Raw genomic sequence first — 18927 nt, 5'->3', positions numbered from 1 at the left:
GGCTTTACCCCTTTTTCAGGTCGGCTCGGCTTTTCTGGTAGGCCAGCGCCGCCTGGATGTAGCTGGTGAACAGCGGATGGCCGTCGCGCGGCGTGGACGTGAATTCCGGGTGGAACTGGACCCCCATGAACCAGGGATGGCTGGGGATTTCCATGATTTCCGGCAGATTTTCCGTGGGCGTGCGGGCGCTGATGACCAGGCCGGCCTCTTCCAGGCGATTCACGTAGACGTTGTTGACCTCGTAGCGGTGGCGGTGGCGTTCGTTGACCTCGGCCCCGTAGATGTCAAAGGCGCGGGTGCCGGGCTTGACCGGGCAGCGCTGCGCGCCCTTGCGCATGGTGCCGCCCAGATCGGACGCGGCGTCGCGTTTCTCGATCTTGCCCTCGCGGTCCTGCCATTCGGTGATCAGGGCCACGACCGGATGAGCGGCCGAGGGATCGAATTCCGTGCTGTTGGCCCCGCCCAGCCCCGCCACGTGGCGGGCGAATTCCACCACGGCCAGTTGCATGCCCAGGCAGATGCCCAGATAGGGAATGCCGTTTTCACGGGCGTACTGGATGGCCCTGATCTTGCCTTCGGTACCGCGCTTGCCGAACCCCCCCGGCACCAGGATGGCATCCAGGCCCTCCAGGCAGCCGGTGCCCCGGGTTTCGATGTCCTCGGAATCCAGGTATTCGATCTGCACACGGGAATGCGTATGGATGCCCGCGTGCACCAGGGCTTCGGACAGGGATTTGTAGGATTCGGTCAGGTCGACGTATTTGCCGACCATGCCGATGGTGATGGCTTCGCTGGGGTTTTCCAGATCGCGCACCAGGCGGTCCCAGACAGTCAGGTCGGCGGGCGGCGGCGTGATGGCCAGCGCGTCGCACACCAGGCTGTCCAGGCCCTGTTCGTGCAACATGGCCGGAATCTTGTAGATGGAATCCGCGTCCCAGACTGAAATCACTGCGTCCAGGGGGACATTGGAGAACAGGGAGATCTTTGCCCGCTCGTCGTCCGGCACGCGGCGATCGGCGCGGCACAGCAGCGCGTTGGGGTAAATGCCGATTTCGCGCAGCTTCTGCACCGAGTGCTGGGTGGGCTTGGTCTTCAGTTCGCCCGCCGAGGCGATGTAGGGCACCAGCGTCAGGTGCACGAAGGCGCACTGGTTGCGGCCCAGGCGCAGGCTCATCTGGCGCGCGGCTTCCAGGAAGGGCAGCGATTCGATGTCGCCCACCGTGCCGCCGATTTCCACGATGGCCACGTCGGCCTGGCCGTTGTAGGCGGCCTTTGCGCCCCGGGCGACGAAATCCTGGATTTCATTGGTGATGTGGGGAATGACCTGCACGGTCTTGCCCAGGTAATCGCCCCGCCGTTCCTTGCGCAGCACGGATTCGTAGATCTGGCCGGTCGTGAAGTTGTTGACCTTGTGCATGCGGGCCGATACGAAACGTTCGTAGTGGCCCAGATCCAGGTCGGTCTCGGCGCCGTCTTCGGTGACGAAAACCTCGCCATGCTGAAAGGGGCTCATGGTGCCCGGATCCACGTTGATGTAGGGATCCAGCTTCAGCATCGTGACCCGCAACCCGCGGGATTCCAGGATCGCGGCCAGAGAGGCCGCAGCAATGCCTTTGCCCAGGGAGGAGACAACGCCCCCTGTGACGAATACGTATTTGGTCATTTCATAGGAGCCCGGTGTGGACGGGCGCAGCGGGAAATTGAGATTATAACCACTTCGATCAGGCCGTCGGGAGGCGCTCCGGACGCCCTGTCGTCCGGCGCATTGATTAAGTAAGGATAATTCCTTACTATGTAGACGTCATTACCTGGAAGCACGCCATGTCCACCATCCATGAGGTTGCCACCCTGACCTCCAAGGGTCAGATCACACTGCCAAAGTCCATCCGCCAGGCCCTGGGCGTGGACACCGGAGGCAAGATTGCGTTCGATCTGCGTGACGGCGAAGTGGTCGTTACCCGTGACGATGCCAGACATGAAGACCCTGCCATTGGTGCATTTCTGGATCTGCTGGCCCGCGACATCGAAGCCGGCAGGAACATCCGAGACCTTCCGGAAAACCTGGCCCGCACAATGCTGGAGCATTCGGGCCGCCACGTCAGCCTGAACGACGATTTCGATGAGGACGTGGAAATCTGATGCAACAGCGCGGCTGGACCTTGCTGTTCCACGAGAACCTCATCGGGCAGCTGATGCGGCTGCGCGCAGCCGTGCTGCGCGCGCAAGCGCACAACCCGGAGACATTCGAGTCCAACGCCAACGTCAAGCTCTTCCGGGCGCTGGTTCAGTTGATGCTGGAAGTGGTGCCGGACGATCCGGCCCGCGACGAGTATCATCAGGGCAACACCCTGGGGCCGGCTCACCGCCATTGGCGAAGGGCGAAGCTCGGCAGACGCTACCGGCTGCTTTTCCGATATGACTCGACGGCGAAAATTATTATCCACGCCTGGGTCAACGATGAGCAGACCTTGCGTTCATCGGGCAGCAAATCGGACCCATACATCGTGTTCGAGAAAATGCTCGAACGAGGGAATCCGCCAGACGACTGGAACGCATTGGTACAGGCAAGCAGGCGGGATTGGGGCACATGAACGGTTTCATTCGCGTCGATATTGCAAGCCAGAAACTCTCTTTCATCGAGAACGGGCAAGTCGTGCGTGATTACCCCGTGTCCACAGGCGCGCAAGGCTACGGATGCGAGTCCGGCAGCTACAAGACACCGACCGGCTTGCATAGAATCAGACTGAAGATTGGCGAAGGCCAACCACTCATCTACATCCACGGGACGCCGGACGATGGGATGCAAAACCCTCCCTCCTCGCACGGCTGCATCCGAATGTACAACGCTGATGTCGTAGAACTGTTCTTGCGCGTTTCCACGGGCACGCGCGTCTTGATCGAAACAGGCACTTGAGCGGCACGGAGCGCAAGCCAGGCGATGTCAGACAACGCACCCACGACCTGGATCAAGGCATCCCCGGCCATCTTCCTGCTTTTATGGTCCAGCGGCTTCGTTTTTCTCAAACTGGGCCTGGATTATGCCGATCCGCTCACCTTCCTGGCATTAAGGTACATTATTGTGGTCGGCGCCCTGCTGCTGCCCGCGCTGTGGATCAGGCCCGCCTTCCCCACGACCATTCAAAGTTGGGGCGCCCTGGTCGGCGTCGGCGTATGCCTGCAGGCAGGTTACTTTGCCTTCACCTATTTAAGCCTGCGCCATGGCATGACCGCAGGAACGATCGCGCTGATTACCAGCCAGCAACCGATTCTCGTCGGGCTTCTGGCGCCGGCGGTCGCCCGGGAAAGGGTGACGCCCATCCGATGGGCCGGCCTGTTGCTCGGGGTCAGTGGCGCCGTGATCGTCATCGCCGGAAACTCCAGGATTGAAGCCACCTCGACACTCGGACTGGCATTCGGCGTCATGGCGCTCGTTTCCATAGCCAGCAGCACACTGATCGAGAAGCGCTACGCCGAGCCGGTGCATCCCATCGCGGCAAACCTCGTGCAATATTCCGTGGGACTCGCGATCTGCGCACCCTTGGCGTACGCCCTGGAACCCATGCATGTAGAGTGGTCCTGGCCCCTGATCGGATCACTGACCTATCTGGTTTTCTGCAACTCTCTGCTCGCCATTTCGCTTCTTCTCGCCATGATCAGGAGGGGGGAAGCGTCTCGCGTCTCCGCGCTGTTCTTCCTCGTTCCACCCGTCACGGCACTCACCGCGTACCTCGTTTTGGGCGAGACGCTGGCGCTGGAATCGATACCGGGTGTTCTGCTCACCGTCATCGGCATCTATCTCGTGATCCGGAAGTCCTGAGCACCGGCCCACGCAAACACAGGAACTCCATGAACGGCTTCATCTCTGGATTTCTCCTTGGTCTCGGCCTGATCGCCGCCATCGGCGCGCAGAACGCCTTCGTCCTGAAGCAGGGCCTGCAGAAGCGGCACGTACTGGCCGTCAGCCTGACCTGCGCCCTGGCCGACATGGTCCTGATCACCGCGGGCGTCGCGGGCTTCGGCGCCCGGCTGTTGCGCCCGACCCCAATCAAGTCGAATCATCACGGCAACATCGAACGGAACGCGGGATCAGGTTTAAGATAGTACGGGCCCGCCATGGATAGCCCCGGGAGGACGCCATGCCCCGATTGACTGCCAAAGACTTCGCGCCGGAACTGCTGGAACTCTATGATTTCTATGCGCACGGCCTGATCGACCGGCGCGAATTCCTGAGCCGGGCGGCGCGCTATGCCGCAGGGGGGCTCAGCGCCGCTGCGCTCCTGACCTCGCTGTCACCCGACTACGCGTTGGCCGAGCAGGTGTCCTTCACCGATCCGGACATTCTCGCCGAATACATCCACTACCCGTCCCCCAAGGGCAACGGCACGATACGCGCCTATCTGGTCCGGCCCGCCAAGGCCACGGGCAAAATCCCCGGCGTCGTGGTCGTCCACGAGAACCGGGGCCTGAATCCCTACATCGAAGACGTCGCACGGCGGCTGGCCAAGGCCGGTTTCCTGGCGCTGGCGCCCGACGGTCTCAGCGCCAAGGGCGGCTACCCCGGCAACGACGACCTGGGCCGCGAACTGCAGCAGCAGATCGATCCGGTGAAATTGATGAACGATTTCTTCGCCGCCGTCGAATTCCTGCCGACCGTGGCCGGATCGACGGGCAAGACCGGCATCATCGGCTTTTGCTACGGCGGTGGGGTCGCCAACGCAGCCGCCGTCGCCTACCCGGAACTGGCGGCAGCCGTACCGTTCTACGGCATGCAGCCGCGCCCCGACGACGTCCCCCGCATCCAGGCACCGCTGCTGCTGCACTACGCCGGTCTGGACACCCGCGTCAACGCCGGCTGGCCGGCCTACGAGGCCGCACTGAAGGCCGGTGGCAAGACCTATGAAGCCCACATCTACCCCAGCGTGAACCACGGCTTTCACAACGATTCAACCCCGCGCTACGACCGGGACGCCGCCGAGCTGGCCTGGAGCCGCAGCATCGCCTGGTTCAAGCGCTGGCTGGCATAGCGGGGCGCGCCGTCAGGCATCGGCCAGCGCGGGCTGGCTGCAGTGTTCCGCCTGCGCCAACATATAAAAAAAGAGGCCGGAATTCCATATTCCGGCCCCTGGGAGCGAGCCAAGAGCTGAGAGCCAAGCCCGATCAATCCACCGTCGCCAGGACAGCCCCGATCGTCTCGAAGATCTGCGCGATCTGCTTTTCCTCGATGATGAGCGGCGGCGAGATCGCGATGATGTCGCCCGTATAGCGAGTCAGCACGCCTTTCTCGAAGCACTTGTTGAAGACTTCGGCAGCGCGCGCGCCGGGCCTGCCGGGGCGTGGGCTCAGTTCGATGCCGGCGACCAGGCCCAGGTTGCGAATATCGATCACGTGCCGCGTGCCCTTGAGCGCATGGGCAGCGTCCTCGAAGGCCTTGGACAGGCCCTTGGCGCGATTGAACAGGTCTTCGTCACGGTAGATGCCCAGGGTGGCCAGGATGGCGGCAGTCGCCATGGGATGGGCCGAGAACGTGTAGCCGTGGAAGAATTCGATCCCGCCCTGGCTGGCATCGACGATGGTGTCGTAGATCTCACGGCGCACGGCCACGCCGCCCGCCGGCACGGCGGCATTGCACACGCCCTTGGCGAAGGTGATCAGGTCGGGTTTGACGCCGAAGAATTCGCTGGCCGTCGGCGCCCCCAGGCGGCCGAATCCGGTGATCACTTCGTCGAAGATCAGCAGGATGCCGTATTTCTCGGTGATCGCCCGCAACCGTTCCAGGTACCCCTTGGGCGGCAGCAGGACCCCGGTGGAACCGGCCAGCGGTTCCACGATCACGGCCGCGATGGTGGAGGCATCATGCAAGGCGATGATGCCTTCCAGGGCATCGGCGAAATGCTCGCCGCCCCAGGCCGGCTGCCCCCGCGAAAAGGCATTGTGTTCCAGGTCGTGGGTGTGCGGCAGGTGATCCACCCCCGGCAGCAGCACCCCGGAAAACGCCTTGCGGTTGGGAGAAATGCCGCCCACCGAAATGCCGCCGAAACCGACGCCGTGATAGCCGCGTTCGCGCCCGATCAGGCGCGTGCGCTGGCCCTCGCCCCGGGCGCGGTGATAGGCCAGCGCCATCTTCAGCGCCGTATCGACGGATTCGGATCCCGAATTGGTGAAGAACACGCGGTCCATGCCTTCAGGCATCAAGTCCGCGACCTCGGTCGCCGCCCGGAAGGAATCTTCGTGGCCGATATTGAAGCTGGACGCGTAATCCAGTGTTTCCGCCTGGCGATGCAGGGCGTCCACGATGGGCTTGCGCCCGTGGCCTGCATTGACGCACCACAAGCCCGAGGTGCCGTCCAGGATCTGGTGGCCGTCGGTAGCGGTGTAATACATCCCCTTGGCCGACGCCAGCAGGCGCGGATGGGCCTTGAACTGGCGGTTGGCGGTGAACGGCATCCACAAATGGGACAAGTCCAGCGCAACGGCGGTATCGGAACTCATGGCATGACCTCACAAAGGCAAGGAAACGAAAGAAATGAAATTCATTCTGGCCCGCCAGTGGCGCAAAAGACATACACGGTGTTAGGATGATTCCATAACTGTATTGGCCGCATCACGACAACCGTATTGGTCATGCATTACGGGGGCGGCCATCCCTCACTGCCTCGGGCACAGGCCATGATTCTGTTTACCCCCAGACGTCCGGCGCCGGACGGTCAGACCCTGGTCGATCAGGCCGTGGACGCCATCGAACACGCCATCCGCAGCCGCATCCTGCGCCCCGGCATGGCCCTGCCCTCGATCCGACAGTTCGCGCGCGACCATCGCCTGTCCACCTTCACCGTCATGGCCGCCTACAACCGGCTGGTTGCGCGAGGTCAGCTGCAGGCCCGCCCGGGTATCGACTACCGCGTCACCCGCCAGGGCCCGGCGCGGCCTGCCGCCGCCTGGGAAGCGCCGCAGGTCGGCCCCGCCTGGCTGCTGTCCGACGTCTTTGCCGACCACTCGATCTCCATCAAGGCCGGCTGCGGCTGGCTGCCGCCGGACTGGCACAACGAGGCCGGCCTGCAACACGCCTTGCGCCAGCTGGTGCGAGTGCCCGTCGGCCAGATGGCATCCTATGGGCACCCGCTGGGCTATCACCCTTTGCGCGAACACATCGCCCACTATCTCGCCGGCCACGGCCTGGAGGCGGACGCCGAACGGATCCTGCTGACCCACGGGGCGACGCAAGCCCTGGACATCGTGATACGCACTGCGCTGCAGCCCGGGGACCACGTCGCCGTCGAGGCCCCCTGCTACGCCAATCTGCTGCAGCTTCTGGCCATGAACGGCATCGTCGCGCATGCGGTGCCCCGCACCCCCGACGGACTGGACGAGGGCGTCCTGGACGCCCTGGCCGGCGCGCATCCGCTGCGGGCGGTCTTCGTCACCACCGTCCTGCAGAACCCGACCGGCGCCAGCTTCACGATGGCGGGCGCCTTCCGGCTGTTGCAGGCTGCGGAACGCCACGATCTGCTGGTTGTGGAAGATGACGTCTCACGCGAACTGCTGATGGACCCCGCCCCCCTGCTGGCCGCGCTGGCCAGCACGCGGCGCGTGGTGTATGTGTCCGGCTTCGCCAAAAGCGTGATGCCGTCGCTGCGGGTCGGATATCTGCTGTGCGAGCCCGCCCTGCTGCGGCGCTGCGCCCAGACCAAGATGTCGATGGGGCTGACGTCGGCGGAAATCATGGAACGCACGGCCTATCAGGTGCTGCGCGATGGCCGGCAGGCCCCCTATCTGCGCAGCGTGCGCGAACGCCTGAGCCAGGCGCACGACCAGACCTGTCAGCACCTGCACGAGGCCGGTTTCGAGATCGCCCACGAGCCCGGCGCCGGCCTGTTCCTGTGGGCACGACCCAGCGCAGCACGCAACGATCCGGGCGGGGCCATCGGCCTGGCAGCCCGGGCCCTGAAAGCCGGCATCTGGCTGGCGCCCGGGGCCTATTTCTATCCGGACGGACGCGACGAAGGCTGGTTTCGCTTCAATGTGGCGTATTCGTCCGCCCCCGCGCTCTGGGCGTTCTTTCGCGACGCCCAGCACAGCCCGGCCTGATCGGGATACGGGTTCCGCGTCCACCGACCGGTGGACGCGGGCTGGCCTGTCAGAGGGGTTCGGTGCGAGCCAGCAGCCAGTCGCGGGCAGCGCCATCCACCAGCGGCAGCAGTCGCGCGCGAACCTGCTGATGGTAGCTGTTCAGCCAATCCAGTTCTTCGGCCGACAGCCATTCGCGCACCACACAGCGGGTGTCGATGGGGCACAGCGTGACCGTTTCGAACCCCAGGAAGGATCCGAATGCCGTCTGCGCCACCGGCACGGCCAGCACCAGGTTTTCAATGCGGATGCCCCATTGCCCATCACGATACAGGCCGGGCTCGTTGGACGTCAGCATGCCGGCCTGCATGCCCTGATGGGGCCGGGCATGGGCTCGGACCGAAATCGACTGCGGGCCTTCGTGCACGTTCAGGAAATAGCCCACCCCGTGCCCGGTGCCATGGCCGTAATCCAGGCCTCGGCGCCACAAGGGCATGCGGGCGACGGCATCCAGCACGGAAGACGCCGTATCGACGGGAAACTGCGCCCGCGCCAGGGCGATGTGCGCCCGCAGCACGGCGGTGTAGTCGGCCCGCTGGGCGGCCGACGGCGTACCCACGGGAACGACACGGGTGATGTCGGTGGTGCCGCCCAGGTATTGCCCGCCGGAGTCGATCAGCAGCAGGCCATCGCCCTGGATCGCGGCATGAGAGGATTCGGTTGCCCGATAGTGGGGCATGGCGCCATTGGCGTTGAAACCCGCGATCGTGGCAAAGCTGAGGCTGACGAAACCCGGACGACGGGCGCGCGCCGCCGACAGATGGGTGTCCACGTCGATTTCCGTGATGTGTTCGCCCGCCGACAGGGCGGATTCGAACCAGGCAAAGAACTCGCACAAAGCAGCGCCATCCTGGGCCATGGCCTGGCGGATGTTGTCCGCCTCGGCGGAGTTCTTGATGGACTTCAGCAGCTGGGACGGATTGATGGACTCGATCACGCGCACCTGCGGAGCGTGCGACAGCGTGCCCGCAGTCACTCGGGCGGGGTCCACCAGCAAGGCCACATCGGCCGCCAGGCCGGCCAGGTCGACCGCCAGGGCCGTGTAATCACGCAATTCGACGCCATCGGCTGCCAGTCGGGCGGCCAATGCTGCGGGGATCTTGTCCGGCGCGATGTACAGGCGCACCCGGTCGGCATCCAGCAGGACATGTGATAGGAAGACGGGGTTGTAATCCACGTCGGCCCCGCGCAGGTTCAAGAGCCACGCGATGTCGTCCAGCGAGGACAGCAGATGGTGCTCTGCCCCCTGGTCGCGCATGGCGGCACGCACGGCGGCCAGATTGTCGGCCCGGCTGCGGCAGGCGTGCGGGGGCAGGTGTTCGAAAACCGCTGCTGCCGGCAGCGCCGGCCGATCGGCCCAAACGGCGCCGACCGGATCCTGATTCAGCACCAGGCTGGCACCTGCAGCACCCAGGCCTTTGTCCCAGCGTGCGGCGGCAGCCCGATCCAGCACCCGGCCGTCCACCGCCAGGCCATCGCCGCGACGCAGGTGCGCCACAGCCCAGTCCAGCATGTCGGGGACATCCGGCGCGCCGGCCCGCATCAGGCTGATGCCGGACCCCTGCAATTGGGATTCGGCCTGGGTCCAGTAGCGGCTGTCGGTCCATAGGCCCGCGAAATCAGCCGTGACCAGCAGGCTGCCGGCCGACCCGTCGAAACCCGACAGCCACGCCCGCGCCGCCCAGTGCTCGGGCAGATATTCCGACAGGTGCGGGTCGGCCGTGGGCACCAGGCAGGCCTGCAAGCCCGCCAGGGCCAGCTGCCCGCGCAAGGCGGCGATGCGATCGGCGGGCGCCGCCAGGGAGTGCAGCAAAGTCACGGTGTTTCCTTTCAGGCGACGGCCGACGTGTCCAGTTTGGCAGTGGTCTTGGCGCGGATCTCGTCCACGGTCACGCCCGGAGCCAGTTCGGTCAGGCGCAGGCCGTCGTCGGTGACTTCCATGACGCCCAGGTCGGTAATGATCAGATTGACCACACCCACCCCCGTCAGCGGCAGCGTGCATTCGGGCAGCAGCTTCAGGGATTCGGTGCCGTCCTTGGATTTGGCGACGTGTTCCATCAGGACCACGACCTTGCCCACGCCGGCCACCAGGTCCATGGCGCCGCCCATGCCTTTGATCATCTTGCCGGGGATCATCCAGTTGGCCAGGTCGCCCGCCTGGGAAACCTGCATGGCGCCCAGAATGGCCAGGTTGATCTTGCCGCCGCGTATCATGCCGAAAGAATCGGCCGAGGCGAAAATCGACGAACCCGGCAGCGTGGTGACGGTCTGCTTGCCGGCGTTGATCAGGTCGGCGTCGACCTGGTCGTCCGTGGGAAACGGGCCGATGCCCAGCAGGCCGTTTTCCGACTGCAGCCAGACTTCCATGCCTTCCGGCACGTAATTGGCCACCATGGTCGGCAGGCCGATACCCAGGTTCACATAAAACCCGTCTTGCAGTTCCTTGGCGGCACGCGCCGCCATCTGTTCACGATTCCAAGCCATTGAAGTGTCCCCTTATTGACGGATGGTGCGTTGTTCGATGCGCTTTTCAGGATGCGCATTGAGGACGATGCGGTGCACGTAGATGCCCGGCAGATGGATCTCGTCCGGGTCGAAGGCGCCGGTGGGCACGACTTCCTCGACCTCGGCCACGGTGATCTTTCCCGCCATCGCGACGTTGGGGTTGAAGTTGCGCGCCGTGCGGCGAAAGATCAGGTTGCCGCTGCGGTCGGCCTTCCAGGCCTTGACCAGGGACACATCCGGCGTCAGCGAGCGTTCCATCAGATAGGTGCGACCGTTGAATTCGCGGGTTTCCTTGCCCTCGGCCACCACGGTGCCCACCCCGGTGGGGGTGAAGAAAGCCGGAATGCCGGCCCCGCCCGCGCGGAGTTTTTCGGCCAGCGTGCCCTGCGGCGTGAATTCGAGTTCCAGTTCGTTCGCCAGGAACTGGCGAGCGAATTCCTTATTTTCACCGACGTAGGAGGCGATCATTTTCTTGATCTGACGCGTAGCCAGCAGCTGCCCCAGGCCGAAATCGTCGACTCCGGCATTGTTGCTGACGCAGGTCAGGCCCTGGACCCCCGAATCCCGCAGCGCGGCGATCAGGGCTTCGGGAATGCCACACAGCCCGAAACCGCCAACGGCGATCATCTGGTTGTCGGCAACGACGCCCTGCAAGGCAGCGGCGGCGCTTTCGTAGACTTTATCCATACGAGGTTTCCTTTGAGACGAACTGAAAAATACGACTCATGCTGAAAAACAGCGTATCAGCATCTTCCGGTCGGCATCGGTCCAGGGAGCCGGCCGACCGGTGGCGCCATCGGCGCAAACCAGCACATTACGCCCTCGGGCATATATCGCCCCAGGGTCATCCGCATCGGCAATCCAGCAGTCCATTTCGGCGCTGGTGCGCCCGAGCCGCAACAGCTTCATGCCGACGACGACACAGGCAGGATACAACAGCGGTTTGAGAAAATCACACGAGGCATGGGCCAGCACGCCATAACGCCCCCGAGCCGCATCCAGGCCCATCGCGGAAAACAAACGTACGCGAGCTTCCTCGAAATAGCGGAAATAGGCCACGTTATTGACGTGGCGCAGGGCGTCCATATCGCCCCAACGCACGTCGACCCGGATTTCAAACGTTCCTGAAGGTGTTTGAATATCAACGACTTCCGTGGACATCGAGGACTCCTTGGCGTGGGGCCGACAGGCCCATGGACGAAAGTGCAGTATAACGATCTGCAATACAATGGCCGGCAATCCAAGTATCAGAAAACGGGAGCCATCCATCATGACTGAACGTGAATCCATGGAATACGACGTCGTCGTCGTCGGCGGGGGACCGGCGGGACTGGCCGCCGCCATCCGGCTGAAGCAACTGGCCGCCGAACGCGGCCAGGACGTCAGCGTCTGTGTCCTGGAAAAGGCGGCCGAGATCGGCGCCCACATCCTGTCAGGCTGTGTGATGGACCCCCGCGCACTCAACGAACTGATCCCTGACTGGAAGGAAAAAGGCGCCCCGCTGGACGTCCAGGTACAGGAAGACCGTTTCCTGTTCCTGACTGAAACAGGTTCCCGCAGCACGCCGGCCTGGCTGCTGCCCGACTGCTTCAAGAACCACGGCAACTACATCGTGCGCCTGGGCCACGTCACCCGCTGGCTGGGCGAACAGGCCGAGGCCCTGGGGGTGGACGTGTTCCCCGGTTTCGCCGCCGCCCAGATCCTGTACGCCAAATCAGGGGCGGTGCGTGGCGTGCTGACCGGCGACATGGGCGTGGCCCGCGACGGCAGCCACACCGATGCCTACCAGCCCGGCATGGAACTGCTGGCCCGCTACACGATCTTTGCCGAAGGCTCGCGCGGCCACCTGGGCCGCCAGCTGATCGAGAAATACCGCCTGGACGCCGGCCGCGATCCGCAAAGCTACGCCATCGGCGTCAAGGAACTGTGGGAAGTCGATCCCGCCCAGGCCCGCCCAGGCACCGTCATGCACACGGCCGGCTGGCCGCTGGATTCCGACACCTACGGCGGATCCTTCCTGTACCACCTGGGCGATAACCTGGTGGCCGTGGGCCTGGTGGTCGGCCTGGATTACGCCAATCCCTGGCTGTCGCCCTTCGAGGAATTCCAGCGCTACAAGACCCACCCCGCCATCCGCACGACCCTGGAAGGCGGCAAGCGCATCGCCTACGGCGCCCGGTCGCTGACGGCGGGCGGCCTGCTGTCGCTGCCAAAGATGGTCTTCCCCGGTGGCGCGCTGGTGGGCTGCGAAGCCGGCGTGCTCAATGCCTCGCGCATCAAGGGCAGCCATTCCGCCATCAAGACCGGCGCCCTGGCCGCCGAAGCCGCCTTCGACGCGCTGGCCGCCGGCCGCAGCCACGACGAACTCACCACCTACCCGGCTGCCTTCGAGGCGTCCTGGCTGCATGCCGAACTGAACAAGTCGCGCAACTTCAAGCAGTGGTTCAAGAAAGGCCGCACCGTCGGCACCCTGATGACCGGCATCGAACAATGGCTGCTGAAAGGCAACATCCCCTGGACCATCCACCGCACCAAGCCCGACCACGCCTGTCTGCAACCGGCCGCCGAGTGCGCCCGCATCGACTACCCGAAGCCCGACGGCAAGCTGACTTTCGATCGGCTCAGCTCGGTGTTCATCTCCAACACCAACCACGAAGAAGACGAACCTGTTCACCTGACCCTGAAGGACGACACCGTCCCGGTGAAGGTCAACCTGGCGAAATTCGGTGGGCCGGAAGCCCGGTTCTGCCCGGCGGGGGTCTACGAATTCGTCAAGACCGAAACCGGCGAGGACAAGCTTCAGATCAACGCCCAGAACTGCATCCACTGCAAGACCTGCGACATCAAGGACCCCACGCAGAACATCGTCTGGGTCACGCCCCAGGGCGGCGAAGGCCCCGTCTACAACGGCATGTAAAATGCCTCCGGGCGCTGCTTCGTGCAGCGCCCTTTTTCATCACTAAGGACACAGTCCAGGCTTCATGCCGCGCCAGCACGAGAGCGGCAGGGCCTGGCGGACCGCCCCATGGATATCGCATACGCCACCAAATTTCTGGGCGCGCTGTTCGCCATCATGAACCCCTTCATCACCCTGCCGCTGTTTCTGGCGTTGACGGCGCAGAAATCCGTGGCCGAACAGCGCAACCTGGCGGTCGCCATCCTGGGCTATACCGCCGTCATGTGCATCGTGATCGCCCTGGCCGGCAGCCACATCATCAGCTTCTTCGGCGTCAGCCTGGATTCCTTCCGGGTGGCGGGCGGCATGGTGCTGATCGGCATCGCCCTGTCCATGCTCAACGGCCAGCCGATCACATCCCACGAACGCGCCACCCAGGAAAAAAGCGCCAACACCGCCGCCGCAGCCGCCGAAGGCACGGATGACAATCCAGCCTTCTACCCCCTGACCTTCCCCATGATCATCGGCCCCGGCACGATCGCCACCCTGATCATCTACAGCGCCCAGGCGCGGGATTCCGCCCGCATCATCAGTTTCAGCATCGTGCTGATCGCCGTCCTGGCGGCCTTGTTCGCCGTGCTGTATTTCGCCGCATCCATCGGCCGCCTGCTGTCCACCAAGATGCGTGTCATCATGGCCCGCATCATGGGCATCATCCTGGCCGCCATCGCGGTGGAAATGGTGTTCGCAGGGGCCAAGGCGATGCTGCCGGGGCTGGCGCACTGAACACGCATCGCTGCATCAACAAACAGTCGAGCCAATAAAAAAGGGGCGGGAATGTATCCCGCCCCTTTGGCTGTGTCCAGCGCCCCGGATCACAGGGCGCCTTTCAACACTCGTTACCGCACCTGGGCCAGCTGGTCCAGGATGCCAGGATTTTCCAGTGTGGAGACATCCTGGGTGATGGGTTCGCCCTTGGCGACCACACGCAGCAGGCGGCGCATGATCTTGCCGGAGCGCGTTTTCGGCAGGTTTTCCCCGAAGCGGATCTCGCGCGGCTTGGCGATGGGGCCGATTTCCTTGGCCACCCAGTCGCGCAGCTGCTTGGCCACGGCGGCGGCCTGGTCGCCCTGGGGCAGCGGGCCGTTGAGCACCACGAAGGCCACCACGGCCTCGCCGGTCGTGTCATCCGGGCGGCCGACCACGGCGGCCTCGGCCACCATTTCATGCGCCACCAGGGCCGATTCGACTTCCATCGTGCCCAGGCGGTGGCCCGAGACGTTCAGCACGTCATCGATGCGGCCCATGATCCAGAAGTAGCCGTCCTTGTCGCGCTGGGCGCCATCGCCGGCCAGGTAGTAGCCTTTGAGCTCTTCCGGGAAATAGGTTTTCTTGAAGCGTTCCGGATCGCCCCAGATCGTGCGGATCATCGACGGCCACGGGCGACGGATGACCAGGAAGCCACCCTTGCCGCGTTCGACTTCCTCGCCCGTCTCGTCGACGATGGCGGCATCGATACCGGGCAGCGGCAAGGTGCAGGAACCGGGCTTCAGCGGCGTCACGCCAGGCAGCGGCGTGATCATGTGCGCACCGGTTTCCGTCTGCCACCAGGTGTCGATCACCGGGCAACGCTGATTGCCGACGTTGTTGTAGTACCAGACCCAGGCTTCCGGGTTGATGGGCTCGCCCACCGAACCAATGATGCGCAGGCTGCTCAGATCGAAGGACTTCGGGTGGACCTTCGGGTCGGCTTCGGCGGCCTTGGTCAGCGAACGGATGGCGGTCGGCGCCGTGTAGAACACCGAGACCTTGTGGTCCTGGATCATCTTCCAGAAACGGCCTGCATCCGGATACGTGGGCACGCCTTCGAACACCACCTGGGTCACACCGGCCGCCAGCGGGCCATAGGTGACATAGGAGTGCCCCGTGACCCAACCCACGTCGGCCGTGCACCAGAACACGTCGGTCGGCTTGGAATCGAAGGTCCATTTCATGGTGATCAGGGACCACAGCAGGAACCCGGCGCTGGAATGCTGCACGCCTTTCGGTTTGCCGGTGGACCCGGAGGTGTACAGGATGAACAGCGGATGATCCGCGTCGACCGGCACTGGCGGGCAATCGAAGGACTGGCCCTGGATCGCGTCATGCCACCACAGGTCGCGGGCAGCATCCCATTTGATGCTGGAACCGGCGCGCTTGTAGGTGATGACCTTGCGCACGGCCTCGCAGCCGCCCATGGCCAGGGCTTCGTCCACCGCGTCTTTCAGGGCAATGGTCTTGCCGCCGCGCATCTGCGCGTCGGCCGTGATGATCAGCGCGGCGCCAACGTCCACCGTGCGTTCGTGGATGCTCTTGGCCGAGAAACCGCCGAACACCACCGAATGGATGATGCCCAGGCGGGCGCAGGCCTGCATGGCCACCACGGCCTCGATCGACATCGGCAGGTAGATGACGGCGCGCTCGCCGGTCTTGAAACCCAACGATTTGAGCGCATTGGCGAACTGCGACACGCGGGCGTGCAGTTCCTTGTAGGTGACCTTCGTGACCTGGCCGCCATCGGCTTCGAAGATCAGGGCAACGCGGTTTTCGGCAGGCGTGCCCAGGTGTTTGTCCAGGCAGTTGGCCGAGACATTCAGCTGGCCATCCGGGTAGAACTTGTAGAAAGGCTTGTTTGATTCATCCACGACCTGGGTGAACGGCTTGTCCCACACCAGGTTCTCATTGGCCAGGCGAGCCCAGAATGCATCGGGATCCCGGTCGGCTTCATCGCACAGGGCCTTGTAGCCTTCCATTCCGGACACGTTGGCCTGCTTGACCAGATCCGCCGGCGGCGGAAACACGCGGTTTTCCACCAGAATGGATTCAATCTCCGTAGCCATTTCGCTCGCTCCTTTTGAGTGATGTGATTCACATCATGTTTGAATTGTGTTACCTGTTAACGTACTGCACGAGGCTTACTTGATTCTGACAAATGCAACGCAGGCAGGACGGTCAGCCAAGCTGGCTTTGCGCATCCCGATCCTGCTGCCCCCGGGCGAAATCCAGGCGGCCCAGCAGCCACAGGCCAGCCAGGAAGAACAGCCCGGTTGCCAGCAGCGCGGCCCGGTGATTGCCCTGCGTCAACCAGACCAGCACGCCGTAGGTCAGCGGGCCGACGACGGCCGCCAACTGCACGGCAAACGTCCACAGGGCGAAGAATTCCGCCGGCCGATGGGCCGGGGCCAGGACCCCTACCATGGCCCGGCCTGCGCTTTGGCTGGTGCCCATGCAAAGGCCTGCCAGGCCCGCCGCCACCCAGAACACCGGCAAGGACTGCGCCGACGCTGCCAGGCCCACCATGACCAGCCAGCCGCACAGCGTGGCGGCCAGCGCCCGCTTGTGCCCGATCCGGTCCTGCAGATAACCAAAACCGAAGGCCCCGACTGCGGCGGCGATGTTCACCAGGAACACCAGCAGCATGGTCTGGCGCATCTCGAAGCCCATGACTTCGGTGGCATAGACGGCCGACAGGGTGATGACCACCGTGATGCCCGCCTGATAGCAGGCGATGCACATCAGCAGTCGGCGGAAGTCCGGATAATCGCGGCGGGTTTCCTGCCAGGCGCGGCGCAGCTGCGCCACCACGGCCAGCGCCGGGGCGACCTGCGTGCCGGCCGGTTCGCGCAGCCACAGGAACGCCGGCATTGCCGCCAGAGCAAAGATGCCCGCCGTCAGGCCCATGATCCAGGGAACGTAGTCCTGGGCCTGCAGCCCCTGCGACCCGGCTGAGCTGGCCACCCACAGGGCCAGGCCCAGGGCCAGCATGCCGCCGCAATATCCGAAGCTCCATCCCCAGCCGGACACGCGCCCCATGGACTCCGGCCGAGCCAGGCCGGGCAGGAAGGACGCCACGGCCGATTCGCCGATGCAATAGAACACGTTGGATGCGGCCAGCCAGAACAGACCCCAGGCGATGTCCCCGGGACCGACGCTGGCCAGCACGGCCGTCGCCAGCACGCAGCCCGCCGTACTGGTGAACAGCAGGCGCCGATGCCCTGCACGAGCGTCGGCCCGCGCACCCAGGGACGGCATGGACACCATCACGATCAGGTACGACAGCGACAGGGCGCCGGTCAGCGCCAGCGTGCCCCAGGCCTGGCTAGCCGCCACCACCCCGACGAAATAGGCATTGAAGACCGTCGTCAGGACGACCGTGGTGTAGCCCGAATTGGCGAAGTCGTACATCGCCCAGGACCAGACCTCGCGCCGCCCGACGCCGGGCCTCAGCGCACCGGCCGAGGACGAACGATCCGGGTCCGGAGACATGCTCACAGCACGGAACGGATCTGATCCAGGGCGCCCGGGTCCTCGATGGTGGTCAGGTCGCCGGGGTCGCGCCCCTCGCACAGCGCCACGATGGCGCGGCGCAGGACCTTGCCGGAACGCGTCTTGGGCAGGCTGTTGACGAAGAGGATGCGCGCTGGCCGGGCGACGGCGCCGTTGCGCTGTTCGATGACGCGTTTGATGTCGGCCTCCAGGCGGTCGCGGCCGCCCGCCTCGTCGAGCAGCGCCGGATTGCGCAACACGGCAAAGGCCATGGCCTCCTGGCCTTTCAGCTGATCCGCCACCCCGACCACCGCCGACTCGGCTACGGCCGGATGTGTATTCACGGATTCCTCGATCTCACGGGTGCCCAGGCGGTGGCCGGCGACGTTGATGACGTCATCGGTACGCCCCAGGATGAACCAGTAGCCGTCATCGTCCACCAGCCCCCAGTCGGACGTGGAATACGTCAGGCGCCCGGGGAAAGACTGGAAATAGGTCCGCACGAAGCGCTCGTCGTCGCCCCAGATGGTGCTCATGGCGCCCGGCGGCAGCGGCGGTTCGATCGCCACGACGCCCTTCTGGTTCGGACCGCAGTCCTGCCCGGTGGACTCGTCGATGGCCCGCACGTCAAAGCCGTAGACCGGCACGGTGGGGCTGCCGAATCGGGGCGGGATTTCCTCGACCCCAGGCTGCGCCGACAGGATCGGCCAGCCGGTTTCGGTCTGCCAGTAATTGTCGACGACGGGCTTGCCCAGAGCCTCGGACAGCCACTGACCGGTCAGTTCGTCCAGGGGTTCGCCCGCCAGATAGATGCGATCCAGGCTGGACAGATCATGGCGCGTCAGCAGGGCCGGATCGTGCTTTTTCAACACCCGGATGGCAGTCGGCGCGGAAAACAGCGCGTTGACCCGATAGGTCTCGACGATGCGCCACAGAATGGCGGCATCGGGACGCACCGGCGTGCCTTCGTACATGACGGTGGCCTGGCCGTTGAGCAACGGCCCGTAGACCACATAGGAGTGCCCCACCACCCAGCCCACGTCGCTGCTGGAAAAATAGACGTCGCCCGGCTTGCCGCCGAAGATGTATTCCATGGA

Annotated in this window: 18 protein-coding genes; 9 read left to right on the top strand and 9 right to left on the bottom strand. The window is 64.6% G+C overall.

Annotation, left to right across the window (positions count from 1 at the left end):
• Positions 1 to 4: 4 nt before the first annotated feature.
• Positions 5 to 1663 carry a CTP synthase gene (locus VDP74_RS13475; RefSeq protein ID WP_323000157.1) on the bottom strand — a complete coding sequence of 553 codons (1659 nt, stop codon included), beginning with the start codon at positions 1661 to 1663 and terminating at the stop codon, positions 5 to 7.
• A 158-nt stretch (positions 1664 to 1821) separates the two neighbouring features.
• On the opposite strand from VDP74_RS13475, the gene VDP74_RS13470 reads away from it, so the two are divergent.
• From VDP74_RS13470 to yghX, 6 genes are read left to right on the top strand one after another with little or no spacing between them, the layout of a single operon-like run.
• Positions 1822 to 2139 (top strand): type II toxin-antitoxin system PrlF family antitoxin, encoded by a 318-nt coding sequence (locus tag VDP74_RS13470; RefSeq protein WP_323000156.1) that lies wholly within the window; start codon positions 1822 to 1824, stop codon positions 2137 to 2139.
• Positions 2139 to 2591, top strand: coding sequence for a type II toxin-antitoxin system YhaV family toxin (locus tag VDP74_RS13465; RefSeq protein WP_323000155.1), 453 nt, complete (start codon positions 2139 to 2141; stop codon positions 2589 to 2591). Before VDP74_RS13470 ends, VDP74_RS13465 begins: the two co-directional genes overlap by 1 nt.
• A complete protein-coding gene (locus VDP74_RS13460; protein WP_323000154.1) occupies positions 2588 to 2914 on the top strand; it encodes a L,D-transpeptidase in 327 nt (108 codons plus the stop codon). The genes VDP74_RS13465 and VDP74_RS13460 overlap by 4 nt, the downstream gene beginning before the upstream one ends.
• A gap of 24 nt (positions 2915 to 2938) precedes the next feature.
• On the top strand, positions 2939 to 3817 hold the full coding sequence (locus VDP74_RS13455; protein ID WP_323000153.1) for a DMT family transporter: 879 nt from the start codon (positions 2939 to 2941) through the stop codon (positions 3815 to 3817).
• A 29-nt stretch (positions 3818 to 3846) separates the two neighbouring features.
• Positions 3847 to 4101, top strand: a complete 255-nt coding sequence (locus VDP74_RS13450) for a LysE/ArgO family amino acid transporter (RefSeq protein WP_416232994.1) — start codon at positions 3847 to 3849, stop codon at positions 4099 to 4101.
• A gap of 35 nt (positions 4102 to 4136) precedes the next feature.
• The gene (yghX, locus tag VDP74_RS13445) at positions 4137 to 5024 is read left to right on the top strand and encodes a YghX family hydrolase (protein WP_323000152.1); all 888 of its coding nucleotides are present in this window, start codon (positions 4137 to 4139) and stop codon (positions 5022 to 5024) included.
• 133 nt (positions 5025 to 5157) lie between these two features.
• On the opposite strand, the gene VDP74_RS13440 is transcribed toward yghX, so the two are convergent.
• A complete protein-coding gene (locus tag VDP74_RS13440) occupies positions 5158 to 6444 on the bottom strand; it encodes an aspartate aminotransferase family protein (protein WP_323000170.1) in 1287 nt (428 codons plus the stop codon).
• Positions 6445 to 6666: 222 nt separating this feature from the next.
• Between VDP74_RS13440 and VDP74_RS13435 the strand changes: the two genes are divergently transcribed.
• Entirely contained in the window at positions 6667 to 8085 is a 1419-nt protein-coding gene (locus VDP74_RS13435; RefSeq protein ID WP_323000151.1) for a PLP-dependent aminotransferase family protein, read from the top strand.
• Positions 8086 to 8134: 49 nt separating this feature from the next.
• On the opposite strand, the gene VDP74_RS13430 is transcribed toward VDP74_RS13435, so the two are convergent.
• From VDP74_RS13430 to VDP74_RS13415, 4 genes are read right to left on the bottom strand one after another with little or no spacing between them, the layout of a single operon-like run.
• Positions 8135 to 9925 (bottom strand): aminopeptidase P family protein, encoded by a 1791-nt coding sequence (locus VDP74_RS13430; RefSeq protein WP_323000169.1) that lies wholly within the window; start codon positions 9923 to 9925, stop codon positions 8135 to 8137.
• 29 nt (positions 9926 to 9954) lie between these two features.
• Positions 9955 to 10608 carry a CoA transferase subunit B gene (locus VDP74_RS13425; protein WP_323000150.1) on the bottom strand — a complete coding sequence of 218 codons (654 nt, stop codon included), beginning with the start codon at positions 10606 to 10608 and terminating at the stop codon, positions 9955 to 9957.
• A gap of 12 nt (positions 10609 to 10620) precedes the next feature.
• Complete coding sequence (locus VDP74_RS13420) at positions 10621 to 11316, bottom strand: CoA transferase subunit A (protein ID WP_323000149.1); 696 nt, start codon at positions 11314 to 11316, stop codon at positions 10621 to 10623.
• 36 nt (positions 11317 to 11352) lie between these two features.
• Positions 11353 to 11790, bottom strand: coding sequence for an acyl-CoA thioesterase (locus VDP74_RS13415; RefSeq protein ID WP_323000148.1), 438 nt, complete (start codon positions 11788 to 11790; stop codon positions 11353 to 11355).
• A gap of 109 nt (positions 11791 to 11899) precedes the next feature.
• Here VDP74_RS13415 and VDP74_RS13410 point away from each other — a divergent pair, with 109 nt between their 5' ends.
• Together VDP74_RS13410 and VDP74_RS13405 are read left to right on the top strand one after the other, a co-directional pair.
• Positions 11900 to 13546: an electron transfer flavoprotein-ubiquinone oxidoreductase gene (locus VDP74_RS13410; protein WP_323000147.1), complete on the top strand. Its 1647-nt coding sequence runs from the start codon at positions 11900 to 11902 to the stop codon at positions 13544 to 13546.
• A gap of 108 nt (positions 13547 to 13654) precedes the next feature.
• Positions 13655 to 14311, top strand: a complete 657-nt coding sequence (locus tag VDP74_RS13405) for a MarC family protein (protein WP_323000146.1) — start codon at positions 13655 to 13657, stop codon at positions 14309 to 14311.
• Positions 14312 to 14424: 113 nt separating this feature from the next.
• On the opposite strand, the gene acs is transcribed toward VDP74_RS13405, so the two are convergent.
• The 3 genes from acs to VDP74_RS13390 all read right to left on the bottom strand — a co-directional run.
• Positions 14425 to 16404 (bottom strand): acetate--CoA ligase, encoded by a 1980-nt coding sequence (gene acs / locus VDP74_RS13400; RefSeq protein WP_323000145.1) that lies wholly within the window; start codon positions 16402 to 16404, stop codon positions 14425 to 14427.
• Positions 16405 to 16516: 112 nt separating this feature from the next.
• Complete coding sequence (locus VDP74_RS13395; protein ID WP_323000144.1) at positions 16517 to 17830, bottom strand: MFS transporter; 1314 nt, start codon at positions 17828 to 17830, stop codon at positions 16517 to 16519.
• 2 nt (positions 17831 to 17832) lie between these two features.
• The coding region (locus VDP74_RS13390; RefSeq protein ID WP_323000143.1) for an AMP-binding protein at positions 17833 to 18927 on the bottom strand (1095 nt) is incomplete at its 5' end.

The sequence above is a fragment of the Castellaniella sp. genome (assembly GCF_034674885.1).
Taxonomy (GTDB): Bacteria; Pseudomonadota; Gammaproteobacteria; order Burkholderiales; family Burkholderiaceae_B; genus Castellaniella.
The sequence above is the reverse complement of the archived record's forward strand: the minus strand, read 5'-3'. Positions and strand labels throughout refer to the sequence as shown.

Bases quoted from the DNA above. Each gene is read 5' to 3' on its own strand.
- VDP74_RS13475 (WP_323000157.1), bottom strand. From the start codon at position 1,663: ATGACCAAATACGTATTCGTCACAGGGGGCGTTGTCTCCTCCCTGGGC.
- VDP74_RS13470 (WP_323000156.1), top strand. From the start codon at position 1,822: ATGTCCACCATCCATGAGGTTGCCACCCTGACCTCCAAGGGTCAGATC.
- VDP74_RS13465 (WP_323000155.1), top strand. From the start codon at position 2,139: ATGCAACAGCGCGGCTGGACCTTGCTGTTCCACGAGAACCTCATCGGG.
- VDP74_RS13460 (WP_323000154.1), top strand. From the start codon at position 2,588: ATGAACGGTTTCATTCGCGTCGATATTGCAAGCCAGAAACTCTCTTTC.
- VDP74_RS13455 (WP_323000153.1), top strand. From the start codon at position 2,939: ATGTCAGACAACGCACCCACGACCTGGATCAAGGCATCCCCGGCCATC.
- VDP74_RS13450 (WP_416232994.1), top strand. From the start codon at position 3,847: ATGAACGGCTTCATCTCTGGATTTCTCCTTGGTCTCGGCCTGATCGCC.
- yghX (WP_323000152.1), top strand. From the start codon at position 4,137: ATGCCCCGATTGACTGCCAAAGACTTCGCGCCGGAACTGCTGGAACTC.
- VDP74_RS13440 (WP_323000170.1), bottom strand. From the start codon at position 6,444: ATGCCGTTCACCGCCAACCGCCAGTTCAAGGCCCATCCGCGCCTGCTG.
- VDP74_RS13435 (WP_323000151.1), top strand. From the start codon at position 6,667: ATGATTCTGTTTACCCCCAGACGTCCGGCGCCGGACGGTCAGACCCTG.
- VDP74_RS13425 (WP_323000150.1), bottom strand. From the start codon at position 10,608: ATGGCTTGGAATCGTGAACAGATGGCGGCGCGTGCCGCCAAGGAACTG.
- VDP74_RS13420 (WP_323000149.1), bottom strand. From the start codon at position 11,316: ATGGATAAAGTCTACGAAAGCGCCGCCGCTGCCTTGCAGGGCGTCGTT.
- VDP74_RS13415 (WP_323000148.1), bottom strand. From the start codon at position 11,790: ATGTCCACGGAAGTCGTTGATATTCAAACACCTTCAGGAACGTTTGAA.
- VDP74_RS13410 (WP_323000147.1), top strand. From the start codon at position 11,900: ATGACTGAACGTGAATCCATGGAATACGACGTCGTCGTCGTCGGCGGG.
- VDP74_RS13405 (WP_323000146.1), top strand. From the start codon at position 13,655: ATGGATATCGCATACGCCACCAAATTTCTGGGCGCGCTGTTCGCCATC.
- acs (WP_323000145.1), bottom strand. From the start codon at position 16,404: ATGGCTACGGAGATTGAATCCATTCTGGTGGAAAACCGCGTGTTTCCG.
- VDP74_RS13395 (WP_323000144.1), bottom strand. From the start codon at position 17,830: ATGTCTCCGGACCCGGATCGTTCGTCCTCGGCCGGTGCGCTGAGGCCC.